Here is a 19,337-nt window from a genome sequence, read left to right on the forward strand (position 1 = left end):
CAGCCCTTCAGTTCTTCAATTCGACAGGCGGTCGATCATCGACTGGGTGATGAGGCAGATGCCCTTTTCCGTGCGCCGGAAGCGCTTGGCGTCGAATTCCGGGTCCTCTCCCACCACGAGGCCCTCCGGAATGCGCGTATGGGAATCGATCACCACATTCTTCAGCCGCGCCGAGCGCCCGACCTCCACGTAGGGCAATATGACACCGTTTTCGATGGACCCGTATGAATTCACCCTGACGCCGGTGAACAAAAGCGCGCGGCGCAGCGACGAGCCGGAGATAATGCAGCCGCCGGAGACCAGCGAGGAGATCGCCTGTCCGCGGCGGCCCTCGTCGTCATGCACGAACTTTGCCGGCGGCGTGATCTCGGCATAGGTCCAGATCGGCCAGTCGCGGTCGTAGAGATCGAGCTCGGGTACCACGCCGGTGAGGTCGACATTGGCCTCCCAATAGGCGTCGACCGTGCCGACGTCGCGCCAATAGGGCGCGGTCTCCATGTCGGAGCGCACGCAGGAGCGCGAGAAGTGGTGCGCCACCGCCTTACCGTGCTTGACGATGTAGGGGATGATGTCCTTGCCGAAATCATGCGCCGAGTTGGGATCGGCGGCGTCCCGGCGCAGCTGGTCGATGAGGAACTTGGTCTCGAAGACGTAGATGCCCATGGAGGCCAGCGCCTTGTCCGGCCGGCCGGGCATGGGCGGCGGGTCCTTCGGCTTCTCCAGGAAGGAGATGATGTTGTCCTTCTCGTCGACATGCATCACGCCGAAGGCGCTCGCCTCCTCGCGGGGCACTTCGAGGCACCCCACCGTCACGTCGGCCCCCGCGTCGACGTGCTGCTGCAGCATGACCTCGTAGTCCTGCTTGTACACGTGGTCGCCGGCCAGGATGATGATGTGGCGGGTGTCGTAGGCCTCGATGATGTCGAGATTCTGAAAGACTGCGTCTGCCGTTCCCAGATACCACATGGTCTCCGAGACGCGCTGGCTGGCGGGCAGCACGTCGAAGCTCTCATTGCGTTCCTGGCGCAGGAAGTTCCAGCCGCGCTGCATGTGGCGGATCAGGCTGTGCGCCTGGTACTGCGTGGCGACGCCGATGCGGCGTATGCCGGAATTGATGGCGTTGGACAAAGCGAAGTCGATGATGCGCGACTTGCCGCCGAAATAGATCGCGGGCTTGGCCCGGCGGTCGGTGAGTTCCATCAGCCGGCTGCCGCGGCCGCCGGCGAGGACATAGGCCATCGCCGAACGGGCCAGTGGAGCATTCTGGAGCGTGGGCCGTGCCATTTGGCGTCTTCTCCCTGAGCCTTGCTATTGTCCGGCCGCCGTCTCGCCCTCAGGCGGAGGTGGTTCGGGTTCCCATCTGAAATAGAGCGTGGCGAGCGGCGGCAGCACGATGTGTGCGCTCGCCGGCTGGCCGTGCGCCGGCTCGGCGACGGCCGTGACCGTGCCGAGATTGCCGAGCCCCGAGCCGCCATAATCGGCCGCATCAGTGTTGAGGATCTCGCGCCAGGTGCCGGTCTGCGGCAGGCCGATACGGTAATGCGGCCGCGGCACGGGCGTGAGGTTCGAGACCATGGCGATGGGCGGATCGTCCGGGCCGCCGAAGCGCAGCCAGGCGAATACCGACTGGTTGCGGTCGTCGACCACGATCCAGCGGAAGCCGTCCGGCTCGCAGTCGCGCGCATGCAGCGCGATCTCGTCGCGGTAACGGTGGTTGAGGTCCCGCACCAGCAGCTGCATGCCGCGATGGTGCGGCCCCATGCCGACGAGGTGCCAGTCGAGCGAGCGAGCCTCGCTCCATTCGTTGCGCTGGGCGAATTCCTGTCCCATGAACAGGAGCTTCTTGCCGGGATAGGCCCACATCATCCCATAATAGGCGCGCATGGTGGCGAATCGCTGCCAGTCGTCGCCCGGCATGCGGCTGAAGATGGTGCCCTTCCCGTGCACCACCTCGTCATGCGAGAGCGGCAGCACGAAGTTCTCCGAGAAGGCGTACATCAGCCCGAAGGTGATCTTGTCGTGGTGCCAGGGGCGGTACACGGCATCGGTCGACATGTAGTCGAGCGTGTCGTGCATCCAGCCCATGTTCCACTTGAAGCCGAAGCCGAGCCCGCCGGTGTGGACCGGCTGCGAGACGCCGGCCCAGGAGGTCGATTCCTCGGCGATCACCACCGTGCCCGGATGCTCGGCATAGATCACCGTATTGGCGCGCTGGAGGAAGGCGACGGCATCCTTGTTGTCGTTGGAGCCGTCAGGGTTGGGCGACCATTCGCCGTGGCGGCGCGAGTAGTCGAGATAGAGCATCGAGGCCACCGCATCCACGCGCAGCCCGTCGATATGGAAGCGATCGAGCCAGTAGAGCGCGTTGGCGATCAGCATATTGGCGACCTCGCGCCGGCCGAAATCGTAGATCGCCGTATTCCAGTCGGGATGGAAGCCGCGCTTCGGGTCGGGATGCTCGTAGAGCGTCGAGCCGTCGAAATGGGCGAGGCCGTGTATGTCGGTCGGGAAATGTGCCGGTACCCAGTCGAGGATGATCGACAGCCCCGCCTGGTGCGCCTTGTCGACGAAGCGGGCGAACCCCTCCGGATCGCCGAAGCGGCTGGTCGGTGCGAAAAGACCGATCGGCTGGTAGCCCCAGGAAGCATCGAGCGGGTGCTCGGAGACGGGCAGCAGCTCAATATGGGTGAAACCCATCCACGATGCGTAGGAGACGAGCTGGTCGGCCAGTTCGTCATAGGTGAGGAAGCGGTCCCAGTCGCCGCGCCGCCACGAGCCGAGATGCACCTCGTAGACCGACATCGGCTTGCGCCGCGCCTCGCCCTCGTCGCGGGAGGCGACATGGGCCTCGTCGTGCCACTCGAAATTGTCGGTGCGCGCCACCACCGAGCCGGTAGCGGGGCGGAACTCGCCCCTGAACCCGAACGGGTCGGCCTTGAGCGGCAGCAGCCGGCCGTCGCCGGAGATGATCTCGTATTTGTAGATCGTGCCCTCGCCGACGCCGGGAGCGAAGATCTCCCACAGGCCGCTGTCGACGCGCTTGCGCATCTGGTGGCGGCGCCCGTCCCACTGGTTGAAGTCGCCGACCACCGAGACGCGCGAGGCGTTGGGCGCCCACACGGCGAAGCGCACGCCCTCGACGCCCTCATGCACGTCGGGATGGGCGCCGAGCCGTTCATAGAGCTGGCGGTGCGTGCCCTCGACGAGGAGATAGTCGTCCATCGGCCCCAGCACGGGACCGAAGGAATAGGGATCGTGCAGCACCCATTCGCCGCCGCGATTGCGCGCCCTGAGGCAGTAGCGCGCCCAGGCGGGTCGGCCGGCCACCCGCCCCTCGAAGAAGCCGGCATCATGCCGGCGGTCAAGCGCGAGGATCAGCGTGCCGTCGGGCTCGATCGCTTCCAGCGTCTCGGCATGGGGAACGAAGGCACGGATGACGAGGCCGCCGGGCGTCTCGTGCGGCCCCAGCAGGGCGAACGGGTCGTGATGGCGGCCCCCAACGAGTGCATCGACCTCATGGCCGGGGGCCTGCCACGCCAACATTACCGCCAACCTCTCCTGTCCCGTACTCTCGGTATCAAGGCCCGGGCACAGTGAAGGTTCCTCTACCGCCAAGACAAAGTCCACAATGCGCAGCCACCAACCGTGGCGATAGGTAAATGACGGGCCGTCGGCATGGCGCCGGCCGGCCCGCCGGCGGCGTCAGCGGACCGGCCGCACCGGGACGTGCCAGATGTCGGTCGCGTATTCGGTGATGGTCCGGTCGGACGAGAAGAACGCCATGTTGGAGGTGTTGATGGCGCTCGAGGTCCACCACGCCGCCTTGTCGAGCCAGCGCGCGTCGACCTTGCGCTGGGCGTCCCAATAGGCGTCAAAGTCGGAGGTCACCAGGAAGTAGTCGTGGTGGCGCAGCGCGTCGACTAGCGGCTTGAAGCGGTCCGGCTCGTCGGGCGAGAACACGCCGGAGCCGACCGCGTCCAGCACCTCGCCGAGATGCTCGGAAGCGCGGATCGCTTCCATCTCGCCGATGCCGGTGCGGCGGCGCTCTTCCACCTCGTCGGCGGTGAGGCCGAAGATGAAGATGTTGTCGTCGCCGACATGCTCCTTGATCTCGACATTGGCGCCGTCGAGCGTGCCGATGGTGAGAGCGCCGTTGAGCGCCATCTTCATGTTGCCGGTGCCCGAGGCCTCCATGCCTGCGGTGGAGATCTGCTCGGACAGGTCCGCCGCCGGGATGATGGATTCGGCCTTGCTCACATTGTAGTTCGGCAGGAACACCACCTTGAGCAGGTCGCGCACCGTCGGGTCGTCATTGACCACCCGGGCAACATCGTTGGCGAGCTTGATAATCAGCTTGGCCATCTGGTAGCTGGCCGCCGCCTTGCCGGAGAAGATCTTGACCCGCGGCGCCCAGTTCTTGGCCGGGTTGGCGCGCATCGCGTCGTAGAGCGCGATGGTCTCCAGCACGTTGAGCAGCTGGCGCTTGTACTCGTGGATGCGCTTGATCTGCACGTCGAACAGCGCGCCCGGATTGACCTTGATGTCCAGCCGGTCGCGGATCACCCGCGCCAGCGCCACCTTGTTCTGCCGGCGCACGGCGGCGAGCCGCTCGTGCAGCGACGGGTCGGCGGCGAACTGCTCCAGCTTCTTCAGCTGGCTGGCATCGTCCAGCACCTCCGGCCCGCACACGTCGACCAGCAGGTTGGTGAGGCCCGGATTGGACTGGTAGAGCCAGCGGCGGAAGGTGATGCCGTTGGTCTTGTTGTTCATCCGCTCGGGGAACAGCCGGTAGAAATCCTTGAAGACCGTCGTCGTCATCAGCTCGCTGTGCAGCGCCGCCACGCCGTTGATCGAGTGCGAGCCGAGGAAGGCGAGGTTGCCCATGCGCACGCGCCGGCCGTGATCCTCCTGGATCAGCGACACCGAGGAGAGCAGCTCCCCGTCATTGGGGAACTCCGCCCGCACCTTCTCCAGATGCTTGGCGTTGAGCAGGTAGATGATCTGCATGTGGCGCGGCAGCACGCGCTCCATCAGCGGCACCGGCCAGGTCTCCAGCGCTTCCGGCAGGAGCGTGTGGTTGGTGTAGGATATGGTGCGGACCGTGATGTCCCACGCCTCGTCCCATTCCAGATCGTGCTCGTCGAGGAGCACGCGCATAAGCTCGGCGACAGCGATGGAAGGGTGCGTGTCGTTGAGCTGGATCGCCACCTTGTCCGGCAGCGAGCGCACATCGCCGAAGCTGTCGATGTGCCGGCGCATCAGGTCGTTCATCGAGGCGGCGGTGAAGAAATATTCCTGCCGCAGCCGCAATTCCTGGCCGGCGGGCGTCGCATCGCTCGGATAGAGCACCTTGGAGATCGCCTCGGCCTTCACCTGGTCGACCAGCGCGCCGACGTGGTCGCCCTGGTTGAAGGCGTCGAGCCGCAGCGGGTCGACCGCGCGGGCCGACCAGAGCCGCAGCGTGTTAACGTGCCGGCCGCGCCAGCCGACGATGGGCGTGTCGTAGGCCACCGCCTCGACCGTCTCGGCGGGATGCCAGATCTGCTTCTTGCGTTCGCCGCCGACCGGCACGGATTCCACCGAGCCGCCGAAGCCGACATCGTAGGTGACTTCCGGCCGCTCGAACTCCCAGGGATTGCCGAAGGACAGCCAGTCCTCGGGGAATTCCTGCTGCCAGCCATTCTTGATCATCTGGCGGAACAGGCCGTTCTCGTAGCGGATGCCATAGCCATAGGCTGCGATGGAGAGCGTCGCCATGCTGTCCATGAAACAGGCGGCGAGGCGGCCGAGGCCGCCATTGCCCAGAGCCGCGTCCGGCTCCACCTGCCGCAGCCGGTCGAGGTCGACGCCGAGGTCGCCGAGCGCCGCGCGCACCGTGTCGAGCAGCTCGAGATTGGTCAGCGCATCGAACAGCAGCCGGCCGATGAGGAATTCGAGCGAGAGGTAGTAGACCCGCTTGCGGCCTTCCGAATAGGTCTGGCGGGTCGAGGTGATCCAGCGGTCGACGATACGGTCGCGGGTGGCGAAGGCGGTGGCGAGGAACCAGTCACGATCGCTCGCGGCTGCCGGGTTCTTGCCCACCGCATAGGTGAGCTTGGAAATCACCGCGGCACGGAACTTGGCGACGTCATCGCCCACGGCCGGCGCCGGACGGGATGTGGTTTCCGGCTTGTCCAGCATCTTATCTTCGACCTCGACTGACATGCAGCTTGTGCTCCCGTTGCGACCTGCCACCCGGATGGCGGCCGCCGTTCCTTGCCTGATGCAACCTTTTGGCCAACTTCAGCTGGTGCGGGTTCCCCGCTCGAATGCCGCCAGTCCCAGGACAAGCCATCCGAGGATCAGAATAGTCCCGCCCGTCGGTGCGGCCATAGGAAAAATGGCCATGCCCCAGAGCACCCGCGTGATCAGCGCGGCGCTGAACAGCAGCGTGCCGGCGGCGATGATGCCTCCGCCGACGGTAGCGAAGGACCAGCCCGGCCCCTTTGCCGCTGCCAGCGCGCTGGCACCGACGACGGCGGCCGCGCCGAGCATGAGGAAGCTGGCGGCGGTGGCAAGGGCCGGATCGGCATCGACGTGCACGCCGGCCGCCGCGGCGGCCACTCCCGCCGCACCCATCAGCCCGGCGAGGAGGACGAGGAAGCGGCGATAGGCGTTCATGACTCACTCCATTCAGTCGGTGGCGATGACGTGGAAGAAGGTTCCCGACACCTGCCCGCGGCGGCTGCCGGCGGGTCCCATCAGATTACCCTGTCCGTCGCTCAGCTCGACCAGCGGCGCATCGTCGCCGCGATATGTGACGCTGGCATAATGGAATTCGTGGCCACGAAGCCGAGTCCCCGCCGGGCCGACCGGCGAGGCTTCGAGCGTCACCGCACGGCGATAGCCGAGGTTCAGCTTGCGCTTCGCGAAGCTGGTAGCGTGGCCGAGCAGGCCGAGCATGGGATGGGAGACGCCGTCGGCATCCTCGATCGCCTGCCCCAGCACCATGAAGCCACCGCACTCCCCATGCACCGGCCGCGTCTCGCTGAACCGCCGCATACCGTCGAGGAAGCGGGTGGCATTGGAGAGGGTGCCACCATGCAGCTCGGGATAGCCGCCCGGCAGCCAGCACGCATCGGCCCCCTCGTCCGGCGCCTCGTCGGCGAGCGGCGAGAAGGGGAGGATCTCCGCCCCCGCCCGCCGCCAACCGGCGATGAGGTGCTCATAGGCGAAGGAAAAGGCGATGTCGCGTGCCAGCGCGATGCGCTGGCCAGGCGGCGGCAGGGCCACCGGGGGCGCCGCGCTCGCGGTCATCGGCACGGCGAGCGCGATCAGCGCGTCGAGATCGATATGCGCCTGCGCCAGCGCCGCCAGCCGCGCCAGATACTCGTCCAGCGCCGCATGCTCGCCCGCCTGCACCAGGCCGAGATGGCGCTCGGGCAGGCTTGTCCCCGCCTCGCGCGGCAGCGAGCCGAGCACGGGGATGCCCAGCGCCTCGATGGCCTCGCCCGCCTGCGCCCGATGCCGGGCGCTCGCCACCTTGTTGAGGATCACTCCGGCGATGCGCACAGCCGGATCATGCGTCGCGAAGCCCCGCACCACCGCGGCGGCGGATTGCGACTGGCCGGAGATGTCGAGCACCAGCACCACCGGCAGGCCGAGCCTCGCCGCGAGGTCCGCCGCCGCGCCGGAGCGGCCCGGCTCGCCGGTGATGCCGTCGAACAGGCCCATTGAGGCCTCGACGATGACGAGCTCGGCGTCGGCTGCCGCCTCGCCAGCCAGCGCGTCGATCAGCGCGGGGGCCATGGCGAAGCTGTCGAGGTTGAGCCCCGGCCGGCCGGTGGCGGCGGCGTGGAAGGCGGGGTCGATATAGTCCGGCCCGGACTTCACCGCGCGCATGGTGACACCGCGCGATGTCACCGCTGACGCCACTCCCAATGTCACCGTCGTCTTGCCCGACCCCGAGCGCGGCGCGGCGATGATGAGGCCGCGGGCAGTCATTCCCGCCCCCGGAAGCGGCGCTGATAGGCGGCGTCGTAGAGTGCGCTCTCGCGGAAATCCTCCGCCGCCAACGCACGCCCGACCATGATCAGCGCCATGCGCTCGACCGGCTCGGCAGCGACCTGGGCCGCGATGTCGGCCAGCGTGCCGCGGAGGATGCGTTCGGCGGGGCGCGTCGCCTCCACCACCACCGCGACCGGGCAATCCGCCCCGTAAAGCGGCGTGAGCTCCGCCACCACCTTGTCCAGCGCATGGATGGCAAGATGGATCGCCAGCGTCGCTCCGGTCGCGCCGAAGGCGGCCAGCGTCTCGCCATCCGGCATGGCCGAGGCCCGGCCGGAAACGCGGGTGATCACCACGCTCTGCGCCAGCCCCGGCACGGTGAGTTCGCGCCCCAGTGCGGCGCTGGCGGCAGCGAAGGCCGGCACTCCGGGGGTGAGCGTATAGGCGATGCCGCGCCGCTCCAGCCGCCGGACCTGCTCGGCCACCGCTGAATAGATGGAAAGGTCGCCCGAATGCAGCCGCGCCACGTCCAGCCCGGCGGCATCCGCCGCAACGTATTCCGCCTCGATCTCGTCGAGCGACAGCGGCGCGGTATCGACGATACGCGCACCTTCCGGGCACCAGCCGAGCACTTCCGGCGGCACGATGGAACCGGCATAGAGGCAGACGGGTGAGCGCGCGATCAGGTCGCGCCCGCGCAGCGTCATCAGATCGGCCGCGCCGGGTCCGGCGCCGATGAAATGCACCGTCATGATTTCTCCGCCTCCCGCGCCAGCGCGCAGGTGACAGGTCCGAGCACGAAGCGCGGCCCGATCAGCGTCGAGCGCCGCCCCGCCACCGCCAGCGCCGAGGCCTCCGCCACCGAAGGCACGCCCATCAGTGCCACCACCCGCTCGGAATGAGTCACCACCCGCGCCCCCGCCGCCTCCAATTGCTGCTGCGGCACCATGACCAGCAGCAAGCCGAGGTCGAGCGCCGCCTTGATGATGCCGGCCTCGCCACCCTTCAGCGCCGGGGTGGCCATCAGCGAAATCTCGTTCAGCTTCACCTCGTGCCGCGCCATCGCCCCGCGCACGCAGGCGCAGACCTCCTCCGCCGTCACGCCGCGGCGGCTGCCGACGCCGGCGACGATCACGACGCGCCTCCCGGCTTGACCCAGTTCCACTGTGTCACCGGCATGGCCGGCCGCCAGCCGGTCAGCCCGCCCACCGGCGCCGCGCGGGCGACGGAGAGACGGACGAGTTCGCCGCCGTGTGCAGCGTGCTGGGCGATCAGCAGTGCCTCGGTCTCCAGCGTCACCGCATTGACCACCAGCCGTCCGCCGGTTTTGAGCGCGGCGATGGCGGCGTCGAGCACGCCCGTATCCCCCGCCCCGCCGCCGATGAAGATGGCGTCCGGCGCCGGCAGACCGGCCAGCACCAAAGGCGCGCGGCCCTCGACGATCTCCAGCCCCGGCACGCCAAGCGAAGCGGCGTTGCGGCGGATACGGGCGGCGCGCTCGGGCCGCTCCTCGATCGCGACGGCCTTGAGCGACGGATCGGTCAGCATCCACTCGATGCCGATGGACCCTGCCCCCGCGCCGATGTCCCACAGCACTTCGCCCCGGCGCGGCGCCAGCGCGGAGAGGGTCAGCGCCCGGATCTCGCGCTTGGTCAGCTGGCCGTCATGCTCATAGAGTTCGTCCGGCAGGCCGGGCGTCAGCGCGATGACGCGCGCGCCCTCCCCGGCCACGACCTCGATGCCGACGAGGTTGAGCGGGTCGATATCGGCGAGGTCGAACGCCGCCGCCTTCCCCGAGCGCACCCGCTCACGCGGCCCGCCCAGCGCCTCCAACACATGCAACACCGAGCCGCCGAAGCCGCTTGCCGTCATCAGCCCCGCGATCTCGCTTGGCCCGGCGGCGTCCGAGGTCAGCACCAAGAGCCGCCGTCCGGGATGCAGATGCGCGCGGATCAGGTCGAGCGCGCGGCCATGCACGGTGAGGCAGGTGATTTCCGCCAGCGGCCAGCCGAGCCGGCTTGCGGCAAGGCTGTAGGAAGACGGCGCCGGGATCACCCGCATCTCTTCCGCCTGCACCTGCCGCGCCAGCGTCGCGCCGACGCCGTAAAGGAGCGGGTCGCCCGAGGCCAGCACGCAGACCCTTTGCCCGCGTAAGCTCAACACCATCTCGATGCCGCGCTCGAAGGGCGACGGCCAGGCCTGCGCCCGGCCCTTCACGGCCTCGCCAGCGAGCACCAGATGCCGCGCGCCGCCGAACACCACCTCGGCCTTCTCAATGGCGGCGCGCGCAGTTGGCGACAGACCATCGGGCCCATCCTCGCCGATGCCGACGATGGACAACCAGCGCGCCTCCTGCGCATCGTCAGGCCGCCCGGTTTCTATGGATTCAGTGCCCTGCATGACCCTGCCCGACCCGAACCGCGATAAGCGCCCGCGCCTGCTGATCCTCGGCGGCACGGCCGAAGCGCGCGCGCTGGCGGCGGCGCTCGCCGCGCATGGCGATTACGAGGTCAGCCTGTCGCTTGCCGGGCGCACGCGCAACCCGCTCGACCAGCCTGCGCCCTTCCGCTCCGGCGGCTTCGGCGGGGCGGAGGGCCTCGCGGCGCATCTCAGAGCCGAGCGCATCGATGCGCTGATCGACGCCACCCACCCCTTCGCCGCCAATATCTCGCGCAACGCCGCCGAGGCGGCGCGCCTCGCCGGCGTGCCCCTGCTGGCGCTCCTGCGCCCCGAATGGACGCGCCAGCCCGGCGACCTCTGGACCGAGGCCGCCGATATCCCCGATGCAGTGGCGCGACTCGGCACGTCGCCGCGCCGCGTGCTGGCCGCGCTCGGCCGCAACGAGGTCCACGCGCTGGAAGCCGCGCCGCAGCACCACTGGCTGGTGCGCAGCATCGATCCGGTCGATCCGCCGCTGGCTTTGCCTTCCGTCGCCACCATCGAGGCGCGCGGCCCCTTCCCGGAAGAAGACGAGCGCGCGCTGCTGAAGGACAATCGCATCGACGCCGTGCTGTCCAAGAACAGCGGCGGCGCGGCGACCTATGGCAAGATCGCCGCCGCCCGCGCGCTCGGCATCGAGGTGATCATGGTGGCGCGCCCGGCGCGGCCAGAGGTCGAGACGGTGGCAAGCGTCGAGGAAGCGTTGGCGTGGCTGGAGCGCCGGCTCCATCACTCATCCCCTGCCCGGCGCGGCGTGTAGACCAGCGCCGGCCGGCCCGGCCGCTCGACGAGGCGCGTCTCCGCCGAGCCGACGATGATGCAGGTCGCCATGTCGGCCATGTGCCCGCGCGCATGGGCGAGCGGGAGCGTGCGCAGCCGTTCGTCCGGCCGCCCCACCGCGCGACCGAAGATCACCGGCACCGTGTCGGGCAGCTCCTCGCGCAATATGTCGAAAGCGGTGTCGAGCTGGTGCGGGCGCGCCCGCGAGACCGGGTTGTAGAAGGCCATGGCGAAGCCGGCCTGCGCGGCGAGGCGCAGGCGCTTTTCCACCACCTCCCAGGGCTTGAGATTGTCGGAGAGCGAAATGGCGCAGAAATCGTGCCCCAGCGGCGCGCCGGACTTCGCCGCCACCGCCAGCATGGCGGTGATGCCCGGCACGATCACGAGCTCCAGCCCGCGCCATTCCGCCGGGCCAGCCTCGATCGCCTCGATCACCGCGGCCGCCATGGCGAAGACGCCGGGATCGCCGCCGGACACCATTGCCACCGTGGCGCCCGTTGCCGCGTGGGCGAGCGCGGCGCCGGCGCGGTCCAGCTCCTCGCGATTGTCGGAGGCATGGCGCGCCTGACCGGCCCGCGCGGGCACCCGATCGAGATAGGGCCCATAGCCATAGACCGCCTCGGCGGCCTCCAGCGCGGCGCTCGCCTCCGGCGTGAGGAAGCGCGTGTCGCCCGGCCCGAGGCCGATGACGGTGAGTTTGCCGCTCATGGATTCGTTCCCCAGCCGGGCACCAGCACGATGGCGAAATAGGGCGCCGGGCTCTCGTCGCGCGCCGCCAGCCTCTCGCAGCGGCTGCCGTTCATCGTGCCGCGCTCGACATAGAGCGCGCGCTCCAGCTTGCCGGCCGCTGCGAGCGCCCGCCTGATCTTCGGCAGGTTGCGCCCGACCTTCATGATCACCGCCGCATCCACCTCGCCGAGCCGGCGCGTCAGGTCCGCCTCGGCGAGCGTGCCCGGCAGCACGGCGAGCACGTCGTCGCCTTGAGCGATCGGCGCTCCGGCCTGCGACCAGCAGCCGGACATGCCGGTGACGCCGGCGATCACCTCGGTCGGGTAATGCGGCGACAGCCGCACATGCAGATGCATGTAGGAGCCGTAGAACAGCGGGTCGCCTTCCGACAGCACCGCCACGGTGCGCCCGGCATCGAGATGGCCGGCCACCACCTTGGCGGCACCCTCGTAGAAGCCGGCGATGGCGTCCTTGTAGGGCGCCTCGTCCTTCGGGCTTTCGGTCGTCACCGGATAGCCGAGGATGAGTTCCTCGATGCCCTCGCGGAAATGGCCGCTGGCGATGGCCCGCGCATGGCTGCCATTGCCCTGCTTGCAGAAGAAGGCGACGACGTCGGCCTCCTTCAGCGCGCGCACGGCTTTCAGCGTCATCAGTTCGGGATCGCCCGGCCCGACGCCGACGCCGATCAGGCGTCCGGGGAGATTGCTCGCGCCCGAAAGATTTGCACTCATATGCCCGGCCTCGCCAGCGCGTTGACTGCGGCGGCCGTCATGGCGCTGCCCCCCAGCCGACCGCGCACCACCAGCCACGGCACGCCGTGGTCGCCGGCGGCCAGCGCGTCCTTGGATTCGGCCGCGCCGACGAAGCCGACGGGAATGCCGAGAATGGCGGCGGGCCTGGGCGCGCCGGCGTCGAGCATTTCCAGCAGGCGGAACAGGGCGGTCGGCGCATTGCCGATGGCGATGACGGCGCCCTCCATCTTGTCGCGCCACAGCTCCAGCGCGGCGGCGGAGCGGGTGGTGCCGAGCCGCTCGGCGAGGCCGGGGACGGCGGGTTCGCGCAAGGTGCAGATCACCTCGTTGCCGGCCGGCAGGCGGGCACGGGTGACGCCATGCGCCACCATCTCGGCATCGCACAGGATCGGCGCGCCGGCGTCCAGCGCGGCTCTCGCCGCGCGCACCAAATCCGGAGCGAAATCAATGGCGAAGGCGGCTTCCACCAGCCCGCAGGCATGGATCATCCGCACCGCCACATCCGCCTCCTCCGGCGAAAAGCGGCCGAGCTCGGCCTCCTCGCGGATGATGGCGAAGGAGCGCTCATAGATGGCGTTGCCGTCGCGGACGTAATCGAACGGGATGGACACTCAGGCGTCTTCCTTTTCCAGCAATTCCCGCACGGCCTGCGCGAGCCCCGACACGGGCACGACCCGCGCCGGAGCACTGCGCGGCGTGCCTTCGACCACGATCCCGGCCCCTTCGTCCAGCCCCACGATGGTCAGCGCAACCGGGGCGGGATGCGCGCAGCCCTTGATGCAGCCGGAAACATGGACCTCGCGGCCCTTGGCCAGCGCGGCGATCCGCATGGCGGTTGCATGCGTGTCGAGGCGGGCGGAGGCGCAGGCCGGCTGGCCGGCGCAGGCGTAGACGCGCCGGCGCAGATCGGCCGGATCGGTGATGAAGCCGAGCCCGGAGGCTTTATTTTTCAAGGCATTAGCCACCTCTTGCGAGAGCCCGACGATGAGCAGCGCGCGCCCCGAGGCGGGCTCGACATGGCGGGCGCCGGCCGCCCGCGCCGCTTCGGCCAGCGCCTGTAGCGCCTCGGCTTCGACCTGCCCGAAGGCGAGGCCGATGCCGAGCGCAAAGGTGCCGTCGTTCAGTGCGTGCAGGCCGACCGGCTCGGCCGGCGGGCGGGGCGCCGCGGGCGGGATGGGCGCAAGCGCGAATTCCGCGCGTAGCGCCTCGATTCCGTGTTCCATCAAGAGGTTAGCCATCCGTGCCGCCGGCCCGCGCTCGGCCAGTTTCGCCAGCAGGGCGACCACGATGGCGGGAACCCGGTCGAGCGGAATTTCGCCGGCGGGACGATTCGCGAGCAAGATCAGAGCGTTATCTTCCCCACCCGCCGTCACGCCGATATCGGCCTTCAGCGCGGCGAGATGCAGCGCGCCGCCTCCGTCGACGACGACGGACGCTTTCGGCGCGAGGCTTGGAATGAGGTCGGCCGCGCCCTCCGATATCGCCCGCGCCAGCGGGCGCGGGTCGAAACGCTCGGTGGGATCGAGGCCCGCCAGCGCGCTCACCTCGGCCGGAAAGCCTTGCGGCACAACGGTTCCCAGCGCATCGACGGCTTCCGACAGGCGGGGCGCGCCGGCGGTCGTCAGGCCGCGCAATTGCAGCTTGCCGCGTGCCGTCACCTCGACGATGCCGTTGCCGAGCTCGCGCGCCAGCCTTGCGAGGCCGGAGAGCTGCTCAGAAGTCAACGGCTGCAAGGGTTGGAGCCGCGCCAGCAGCCCGTCGCCGGTCTGCATCGGGGCGGGCAGCGAGGGGCAGGCGCCGCGCCGCAGGCGGGTGACATCGCTGGTGGCATTTTCGGTGACATTTCCGGCGCCACCGGTGGCGACGTCATTAGTGGCAGTGGTGACATCGGTGGCAGGGGTGACAACGCTCATTCCGCCGCCTCCCCCGCCAGTGCCGCCAGCCCGGCCGACACATCATTGCGGCGCGGATGCCACAAGCCCCGCTCCCGCGCCCGCTCGAATCGCGCCGCGACGAAACGCGCCGCCTCGGGGGAGGCGCCGCTGAGGAATTCGCGCACCGCCTCGTCGCCGACATAGGCGGCATGCAGCGCGTCGATCAGGGGACCGGGCACGGCGCGGGTCGCTTCAGCGAAGCCGACCAGCCGGTCGACCGTCTCGGCGATCTCCGCGGCGCCGCGCGGGCCGTGGCGCATAAGTCCGGCGATATAGCGGGGATTGGTCCGCCCACGGACGATGCGGGCGATCGCCTCGGCGAGCGGGCGGGCCTTCGGCCGCGCCGGGTCGGAAGTGTCGAGCACCACGAGGTCGGGCGTGCGGCCCAGCTTTTCGGCCGCCGCCGCGAAGCCGCCGATGAAGGCGAGATCGGCATCGCCTTCGAGCAGGTCGCGGCCGGGATCGTCGCCGCCATGCACCAACAGGTCCGCCGCCGCGACGCGCGCCGCAAAAGCCGCGCCCGCCTCCTGCGCCTGCCCTTCCGAGCCGCCATAGGCATGCGAGGCGCTGGCGAGATAGGCGGCGCCGAGCGCTTCCCGCTCGATCTCGCCGGCCTCTAAGCCGGCGCCATAGGCGCCCGGCGCGGTGCCGAAGATGCGCGGCGCGCCCTCGCCGGCCGCCCTCAAGGGGTTCTCGTCGTGCGTTTCCTCGCGCCGGGCCACCGCGCGCAGGGCGGCGTCGAGAAGCGCGATCTGCGCCGGGAACAGGTCGCGGAAGAGGCCGGATATGCGGAAGGTGACGTCGACGCGCGGGCGGCCGAGCAGCGCGGTCGGCAGCACCTCGATGCCGGTCACGCGGCCCGTCGCCGGGTCCCATGTCGGGCGCGCGCCGATCAGCGCCAGCCCCTGCGCGATCTCCTCGCCGCCGGTACGCAGCGTGGCGCTGCCCCACAGATCCAGCACCAGCGCGCGCGGCCAGTCGCCATGCGCCTGCGCATAGGCCCGCAGCACCTCGTCGGCAGCGAGCCGGCCGAGGTCCATGGCGGTCGGCGTCGGCAGCGCGCGGGGATCGGCGGTGAAGAGATTGCGCCCGGTCGGCATCACGTCGCTGCGCCCGCGCCCCGGCGCGCCGGCCGGCCCGGCGGGGACGCGACGGCCGTCCAGCGCGGCGAGCAGCCCGTCGCGCTCGGCCTGTCCGCACGGCCCGCGTCCATAGACGTGGAAGCCGTCCTTCAGCCGCATCTCCTTGATGTCGCAGAGGAAAGCGTCGATCTGCTTCAGCGCCTCGTCCGGCGGCACGTCCACGGCAAGGCCGGCGTCGCGGGCAAGACCGGTGCGCTCGGCCTCCTCGACGATGAGCCGGGCGAGCCGCTCGCGCCGGCGGCGGTCGAGCCCGTCGGCCTGCGCATATTCGTCGACGAGGCGCTCCAGCTCCGCCGCCTCGCCGGCCAGCCCCGCCTCGATTGTGGGCGGCGGCAGATGGCCGAGCGTCACCGCCGCGATGCGCCGCTTGGCCTGCGCCGCCTCGCCGGGATTGGAGACGATGAAGGGATAGGCGACCGGGAGCGCGCCCAGCAGCAGCTCGGGGAAGCAGCGCTGCGTGAGCGCGACATGCTTGCCCGGCAGCCATTCCAGCGTGCCATGCGCGCCCATATGGACGAGCGCGTCGGAGGAGCGCTGGAGCCAGAGGCCGAAGGCGAGAAGCGCGTGGCGCGGCGGGAGCGCGGGGTCGTGATATTGCGCGCGGCGCTCGGCGCGGGAGCCGCGATCCGGCGCGATGGCGACGGTCACATGGCCGAAGCGCGCCGCGCGGAAGCGGAAGGCGCCTTTTGCTAGATCAGGATCGTCCTCCGGCGCACCCCAGGCGGCGTGGATGGCGGCGACGGCGGCGGGTGGGAGGGTGGAGAGCGCGGCGCGGTAGTTCTCGAGTTCAAGAACACCCTCATCCTGAGGTGCCCGGCGCCAGCCGGGCCTCGAAGGATGCTCGTCTCGAACGCCCGGACGAACATCCTTCGAGGCTCGCTCCGCTCGCACCTCAGGATGAGGGTGTTCTTTGGTCAGCCGATCAAGAAGGTCCCGCTCATCCGCCGGCACGTCCTCCACCGTGTAGCCGGCGGCCTTCATGTCCGAGAGCAGCGCCCGCACGCTCGCCGGCACATTCAACCCGACCGCCCAGCCGGTGCGGCCGGGGGCGCCGGCGTAGTCGGGCATCAGCACCGTCACCCGGCGCTCGTCGCGCGGCGTGGCCTGCAACCGGACCAGCGCGGCGACGCGCTCGGCCACCTCAGCCGCACGGTCGGGCTCCGGCCGGTTCGCCAGCGCGGTGAAACCCGGCACGGCGGGCGTCGCCTCCGGCGCCTTGAAGGAGAGCGCGCCGGCCAGCACGCGCCCATCAAGCTCGGGCAGCACGACGTGCATGGCCAAATCCGCGCTGGTCAGCCCGCGCACGCCTTCCGCCCAGGCCTCGCGTTTCGTCGTGGCGACGATGGCCTGCAGCACCGGCACGCCGGGCGCGTCGAGCACGGTTTCCTCGCCCGGATCGGCGGCGGCGAAGGCGGTGAGCGTGACGATGACGGCCGGCTCCATCGCCGCCAGCGCGTCCTTCAGGAAGGCGGCGGAGGCGGGCTCGCGCAGCGAGGCGACGAAGATCGGGCGGGGCGACAGCCCGAGCGCAGCCAGCGCATCGCACAGCGCGTCGACCGGCGCCGTATCGCCGGCCAGCCACATGGAGCGGTAGAAGATGACGGGGACAGTGGGGGCGGTGCCTTCACCGGGTTCGCCCTCATCCTGAGGTGCGAGCGCAGCGAGCCTCGAAGGATGCTCACGCGGAGCGCCCCCTGCTTCAGCATCCTTCGAGGCTCGGCCGTCGGCCGAACACCTCAGGATGAGGTCGTTGGGGGGTGAGGGGGAAGCACGCTCCCACTCATATTCCCCTGCCAGCGGCACGGGCCGCGGCGGCGCGGCCTGCATCTCACGCCCGGCATGGCCCGCCAGACGGCGCAGCAGGGCACGCATGTTCGCCGGGCCGCCGGCGCGGAAATAGGCGAGGAGCGCCTCCAGCTCTGAAGCCGGCAAAGTCGAGGCCTCGGCGAGGCGCGGGTCGTCGCGGTCCTCGCCCGGCAGCACGGCCAGCGCGAAGCCCCTCGCCCGCGCCTCCGCGCTCAGCCGGTCGACGCCGTAGCGCCACCAGTCGAGCCCGCCGAGCAGCCGCACCACGACGATGCGGGCATGCACCGCAACGCCGTCGATCCACAGGTCGACCGACATGGGATGGCGCAGGTCGCGCAGATTGGCCAGGCGCAGGCTGGGAAGCTCGGGCTCGGCCTGCTGAGCCCGCGCGAGCGCGCCGAGGTCGCTGTCGGTGAAGGACAGCACCACCACCTCGCCCGGCGTCTGGCCGAGGTCGACCGGCTCGACGAGGTCGTCGAGGCTGGTCGAGGTGGTGGTGAGGATGTGCATGGGTGCCTAGCCGCCTTTATGTGCACCGTCATCCTGAGGCGCGAGCGAAGCGAGCCTCGAAGGATGGTGCAGCCGCGCGCCGCAACGACCCTCCTTCGAGGCCCGGACGACGTCCGGGCACCTCAGGATGACGTTGTATTGTGTGGCACGCACCCTCACGCCGCCACCGCCTCGCCGGCGAGGATGGCCTCCACCTTCGCCGCATCGAAACCCTTCAGCCCGATGGCGACCAGCCGGCCGCGGCGGGGCTCGGCGCCCCAGGCACGGTCGAAATGATGCGCCACGCGCGGGCCTACCGCCTGCACCAGCAGGCGCATCGGCTTGCCCGTCACGGCGAGGAAGCCCTTCACCCGCAGCACCTCGGCCTCCTCGGCCGCGCGGGCGATGCGGGCGGCGAACTCCGCGGGCTCGGCGATCTCCGGCACCTCGATCACCACGCTGTCGAAATCGTCGTGGTCGTGCTCGGCCTCGTCGTCGTGGTGCGTGCGGCGGTTCTCGATGTCGTCCTCGGTGCCGACGCCGAGGCCCATCAGCACCGCCGGGTCGATCCGCCCCTCGGTGATGGCGACGACGCGCACGCCCTTCGGCAGCTCGGCGTCGAGCGCGGCGCGGGCCTTTTCCTTGCCGGCGTCGTCGATCAGGTCGCCCTTGGTGAGGATGACGAGGTCGGCGCAGGCGATCTGGTCGTCGAACACTTCCTCGATCGGGTCGTCATGATCGAGCGAGGCGTCGCTAGCTCGCTGCTCGGCCAGCGCGTCATAGTCATGCGCCACGCGCCCGTCGGCCAGCGCCGCGCCGTCCACCACGGCGACGACGCCGTCCACCGTCACCCGGCTTTTGATCGCCGGCCAGTGGAAGGCCTGCACGAGCGGCTTAGGGAGCGCGAGGCCGGAGGTCTCGATCAGGATGTGGTCGACCTTCGGCACGCGCGACAGAATGGCGTCGAGGGCGGGGACGAAATCGTCGGCCACGGTGCAGCAGATGCAGCCATTGGCCAGCTCGACGATGTTCTCCTCCGGGCAGGTGTCGATGCCGCAGCCCTTGAGGATCTCGCCGTCGATGCCGACATCGCCGAACTCGTTGACGATCACCGCCAGCCGCTTGCCCCTGGCGGTCTCCAGCACATGGCGGATCAGCGTCGTCTTCCCCGAGCCGAGGAAGCCGGTGACGATGGTGCAGGGCACGCGGGAAAGGCTGGTCGAAGCGGCGGTCATGCGGCGTCTCCACGAACGGGTTCTCGGGATGCGCCGGTCGCGGAG

Annotated in this window: 15 protein-coding genes; 1 reads left to right on the forward strand and 14 read right to left on the reverse strand. The window is 70.0% G+C overall.

Going from position 1 to position 19,337, the window contains the following annotated elements:
* Positions 1-15: 15 nt before the first annotated feature.
* From glgC to SNOV_RS12810, 8 genes are all read right to left on the reverse strand, one after another.
* Entirely contained in the window at positions 16-1,284 is a 1,269-nt protein-coding gene (gene glgC, locus SNOV_RS12775; RefSeq protein WP_013167357.1) for a glucose-1-phosphate adenylyltransferase, read from the reverse strand.
* A 24-nt stretch (positions 1,285-1,308) separates the two neighbouring features.
* Positions 1,309-3,543: a 1,4-alpha-glucan branching protein GlgB gene (glgB, locus tag SNOV_RS12780; protein WP_013167358.1), complete on the reverse strand. Its 2,235-nt coding sequence runs from the start codon at positions 3,541-3,543 to the stop codon at positions 1,309-1,311.
* Between the two features lie 159 nt (positions 3,544-3,702).
* Positions 3,703-6,204 (reverse strand): glycogen/starch/alpha-glucan phosphorylase, encoded by a 2,502-nt coding sequence (locus tag SNOV_RS12785; protein ID WP_013167359.1) that lies wholly within the window; start codon positions 6,202-6,204, stop codon positions 3,703-3,705.
* A 78-nt stretch (positions 6,205-6,282) separates the two neighbouring features.
* Positions 6,283-6,660, reverse strand: a complete 378-nt coding sequence (locus SNOV_RS12790) for a DUF423 domain-containing protein (RefSeq protein ID WP_013167360.1) — start codon at positions 6,658-6,660, stop codon at positions 6,283-6,285.
* A 12-nt stretch (positions 6,661-6,672) separates the two neighbouring features.
* The gene (locus tag SNOV_RS12795) at positions 6,673-7,983 is read right to left on the reverse strand and encodes a cobyrinate a,c-diamide synthase (RefSeq protein WP_013167361.1); all 1,311 of its coding nucleotides are present in this window, start codon (positions 7,981-7,983) and stop codon (positions 6,673-6,675) included.
* The gene (gene cobM, locus SNOV_RS12800) at positions 7,980-8,738 is read right to left on the reverse strand and encodes a precorrin-4 C(11)-methyltransferase (RefSeq protein ID WP_013167362.1); all 759 of its coding nucleotides are present in this window, start codon (positions 8,736-8,738) and stop codon (positions 7,980-7,982) included. The genes SNOV_RS12795 and cobM overlap by 4 nt, the downstream gene beginning before the upstream one ends.
* Complete coding sequence (locus SNOV_RS12805; protein WP_013167363.1) at positions 8,735-9,121, reverse strand: cobalamin biosynthesis protein; 387 nt, start codon at positions 9,119-9,121, stop codon at positions 8,735-8,737. The genes cobM and SNOV_RS12805 overlap by 4 nt, the downstream gene beginning before the upstream one ends.
* A complete protein-coding gene (locus SNOV_RS12810) occupies positions 9,118-10,386 on the reverse strand; it encodes a bifunctional cobalt-precorrin-7 (C(5))-methyltransferase/cobalt-precorrin-6B (C(15))-methyltransferase (RefSeq protein WP_013167364.1) in 1,269 nt (422 codons plus the stop codon). Before SNOV_RS12810 ends, SNOV_RS12805 begins: the two co-directional genes overlap by 4 nt.
* Here SNOV_RS12810 and SNOV_RS12815 point away from each other — a divergent pair.
* Positions 10,385-11,185 (forward strand): cobalt-precorrin-6A reductase, encoded by an 801-nt coding sequence (locus SNOV_RS12815; protein ID WP_013167365.1) that lies wholly within the window; start codon positions 10,385-10,387, stop codon positions 11,183-11,185. The two genes, SNOV_RS12810 and SNOV_RS12815, sit on opposite strands and share 2 nt — an antisense overlap.
* On the opposite strand, the gene SNOV_RS12820 is transcribed toward SNOV_RS12815, so the two are convergent.
* From SNOV_RS12820 to cobW, 6 genes are all read right to left on the reverse strand, one after another.
* On the reverse strand, positions 11,155-11,913 hold the full coding sequence (locus SNOV_RS12820) for a precorrin-3B C(17)-methyltransferase (RefSeq protein WP_013167366.1): 759 nt from the start codon (positions 11,911-11,913) through the stop codon (positions 11,155-11,157). The genes SNOV_RS12815 and SNOV_RS12820 overlap by 31 nt on opposite strands.
* The gene (locus SNOV_RS12825; RefSeq protein WP_013167367.1) at positions 11,910-12,665 is read right to left on the reverse strand and encodes a precorrin-2 C(20)-methyltransferase; all 756 of its coding nucleotides are present in this window, start codon (positions 12,663-12,665) and stop codon (positions 11,910-11,912) included. Before SNOV_RS12825 ends, SNOV_RS12820 begins: the two co-directional genes overlap by 4 nt.
* Positions 12,662-13,297, reverse strand: coding sequence for a precorrin-8X methylmutase (locus SNOV_RS12830; RefSeq protein WP_013167368.1), 636 nt, complete (start codon positions 13,295-13,297; stop codon positions 12,662-12,664). The genes SNOV_RS12825 and SNOV_RS12830 overlap by 4 nt, the downstream gene beginning before the upstream one ends.
* Positions 13,298-14,599 (reverse strand): precorrin-3B synthase, encoded by a 1,302-nt coding sequence (gene cobG, locus SNOV_RS12835; protein ID WP_013167369.1) that lies wholly within the window; start codon positions 14,597-14,599, stop codon positions 13,298-13,300.
* Entirely contained in the window at positions 14,596-18,078 is a 3,483-nt protein-coding gene (cobN, locus tag SNOV_RS12840; RefSeq protein WP_013167370.1) for a cobaltochelatase subunit CobN, read from the reverse strand. Before cobN ends, cobG begins: the two co-directional genes overlap by 4 nt.
* Positions 18,079-18,233: 155 nt before the next feature.
* On the reverse strand, positions 18,234-19,292 hold the full coding sequence (gene cobW / locus SNOV_RS12845) for a cobalamin biosynthesis protein CobW (protein ID WP_013167371.1): 1,059 nt from the start codon (positions 19,290-19,292) through the stop codon (positions 18,234-18,236).
* Between the last annotated feature and the right edge of the window lie 45 nt (positions 19,293-19,337).

Source organism: Ancylobacter novellus DSM 506, assembly GCF_000092925.1.
Taxonomy (GTDB): domain Bacteria; phylum Pseudomonadota; class Alphaproteobacteria; order Rhizobiales; family Xanthobacteraceae; genus Ancylobacter; species Ancylobacter novellus.

Excerpts from the sequence above, each read along its gene's own strand:
- SNOV_RS12790 (WP_013167360.1), bottom strand. The coding sequence starts at position 6,660 with ATGAACGCCTATCGCCGCTTCCTCGTCCTCCTCGCCGGGCTGATGGGT.
- glgC (WP_013167357.1), bottom strand. The coding sequence starts at position 1,284 with ATGGCACGGCCCACGCTCCAGAATGCTCCACTGGCCCGTTCGGCGATG.
- SNOV_RS12820 (WP_013167366.1), bottom strand. The coding sequence starts at position 11,913 with ATGAGCGGCAAACTCACCGTCATCGGCCTCGGGCCGGGCGACACGCGC.
- SNOV_RS12795 (WP_013167361.1), bottom strand. The coding sequence starts at position 7,983 with ATGACTGCCCGCGGCCTCATCATCGCCGCGCCGCGCTCGGGGTCGGGC.
- glgB (WP_013167358.1), bottom strand. The coding sequence starts at position 3,543 with ATGTTGGCGTGGCAGGCCCCCGGCCATGAGGTCGATGCACTCGTTGGG.
- SNOV_RS12815 (WP_013167365.1), top strand. The coding sequence starts at position 10,385 with ATGACCCTGCCCGACCCGAACCGCGATAAGCGCCCGCGCCTGCTGATC.
- cobN (WP_013167370.1), bottom strand. The coding sequence starts at position 18,078 with ATGCACATCCTCACCACCACCTCGACCAGCCTCGACGACCTCGTCGAG.
- cobW (WP_013167371.1), bottom strand. The coding sequence starts at position 19,292 with ATGACCGCCGCTTCGACCAGCCTTTCCCGCGTGCCCTGCACCATCGTC.
- cobG (WP_013167369.1), bottom strand. The coding sequence starts at position 14,599 with ATGAGCGTTGTCACCCCTGCCACCGATGTCACCACTGCCACTAATGAC.
- cobM (WP_013167362.1), bottom strand. The coding sequence starts at position 8,738 with ATGACGGTGCATTTCATCGGCGCCGGACCCGGCGCGGCCGATCTGATG.
- SNOV_RS12785 (WP_013167359.1), bottom strand. The coding sequence starts at position 6,204 with ATGTCAGTCGAGGTCGAAGATAAGATGCTGGACAAGCCGGAAACCACA.
- SNOV_RS12810 (WP_013167364.1), bottom strand. The coding sequence starts at position 10,386 with ATGCAGGGCACTGAATCCATAGAAACCGGGCGGCCTGACGATGCGCAG.
- SNOV_RS12825 (WP_013167367.1), bottom strand. The coding sequence starts at position 12,665 with ATGAGTGCAAATCTTTCGGGCGCGAGCAATCTCCCCGGACGCCTGATC.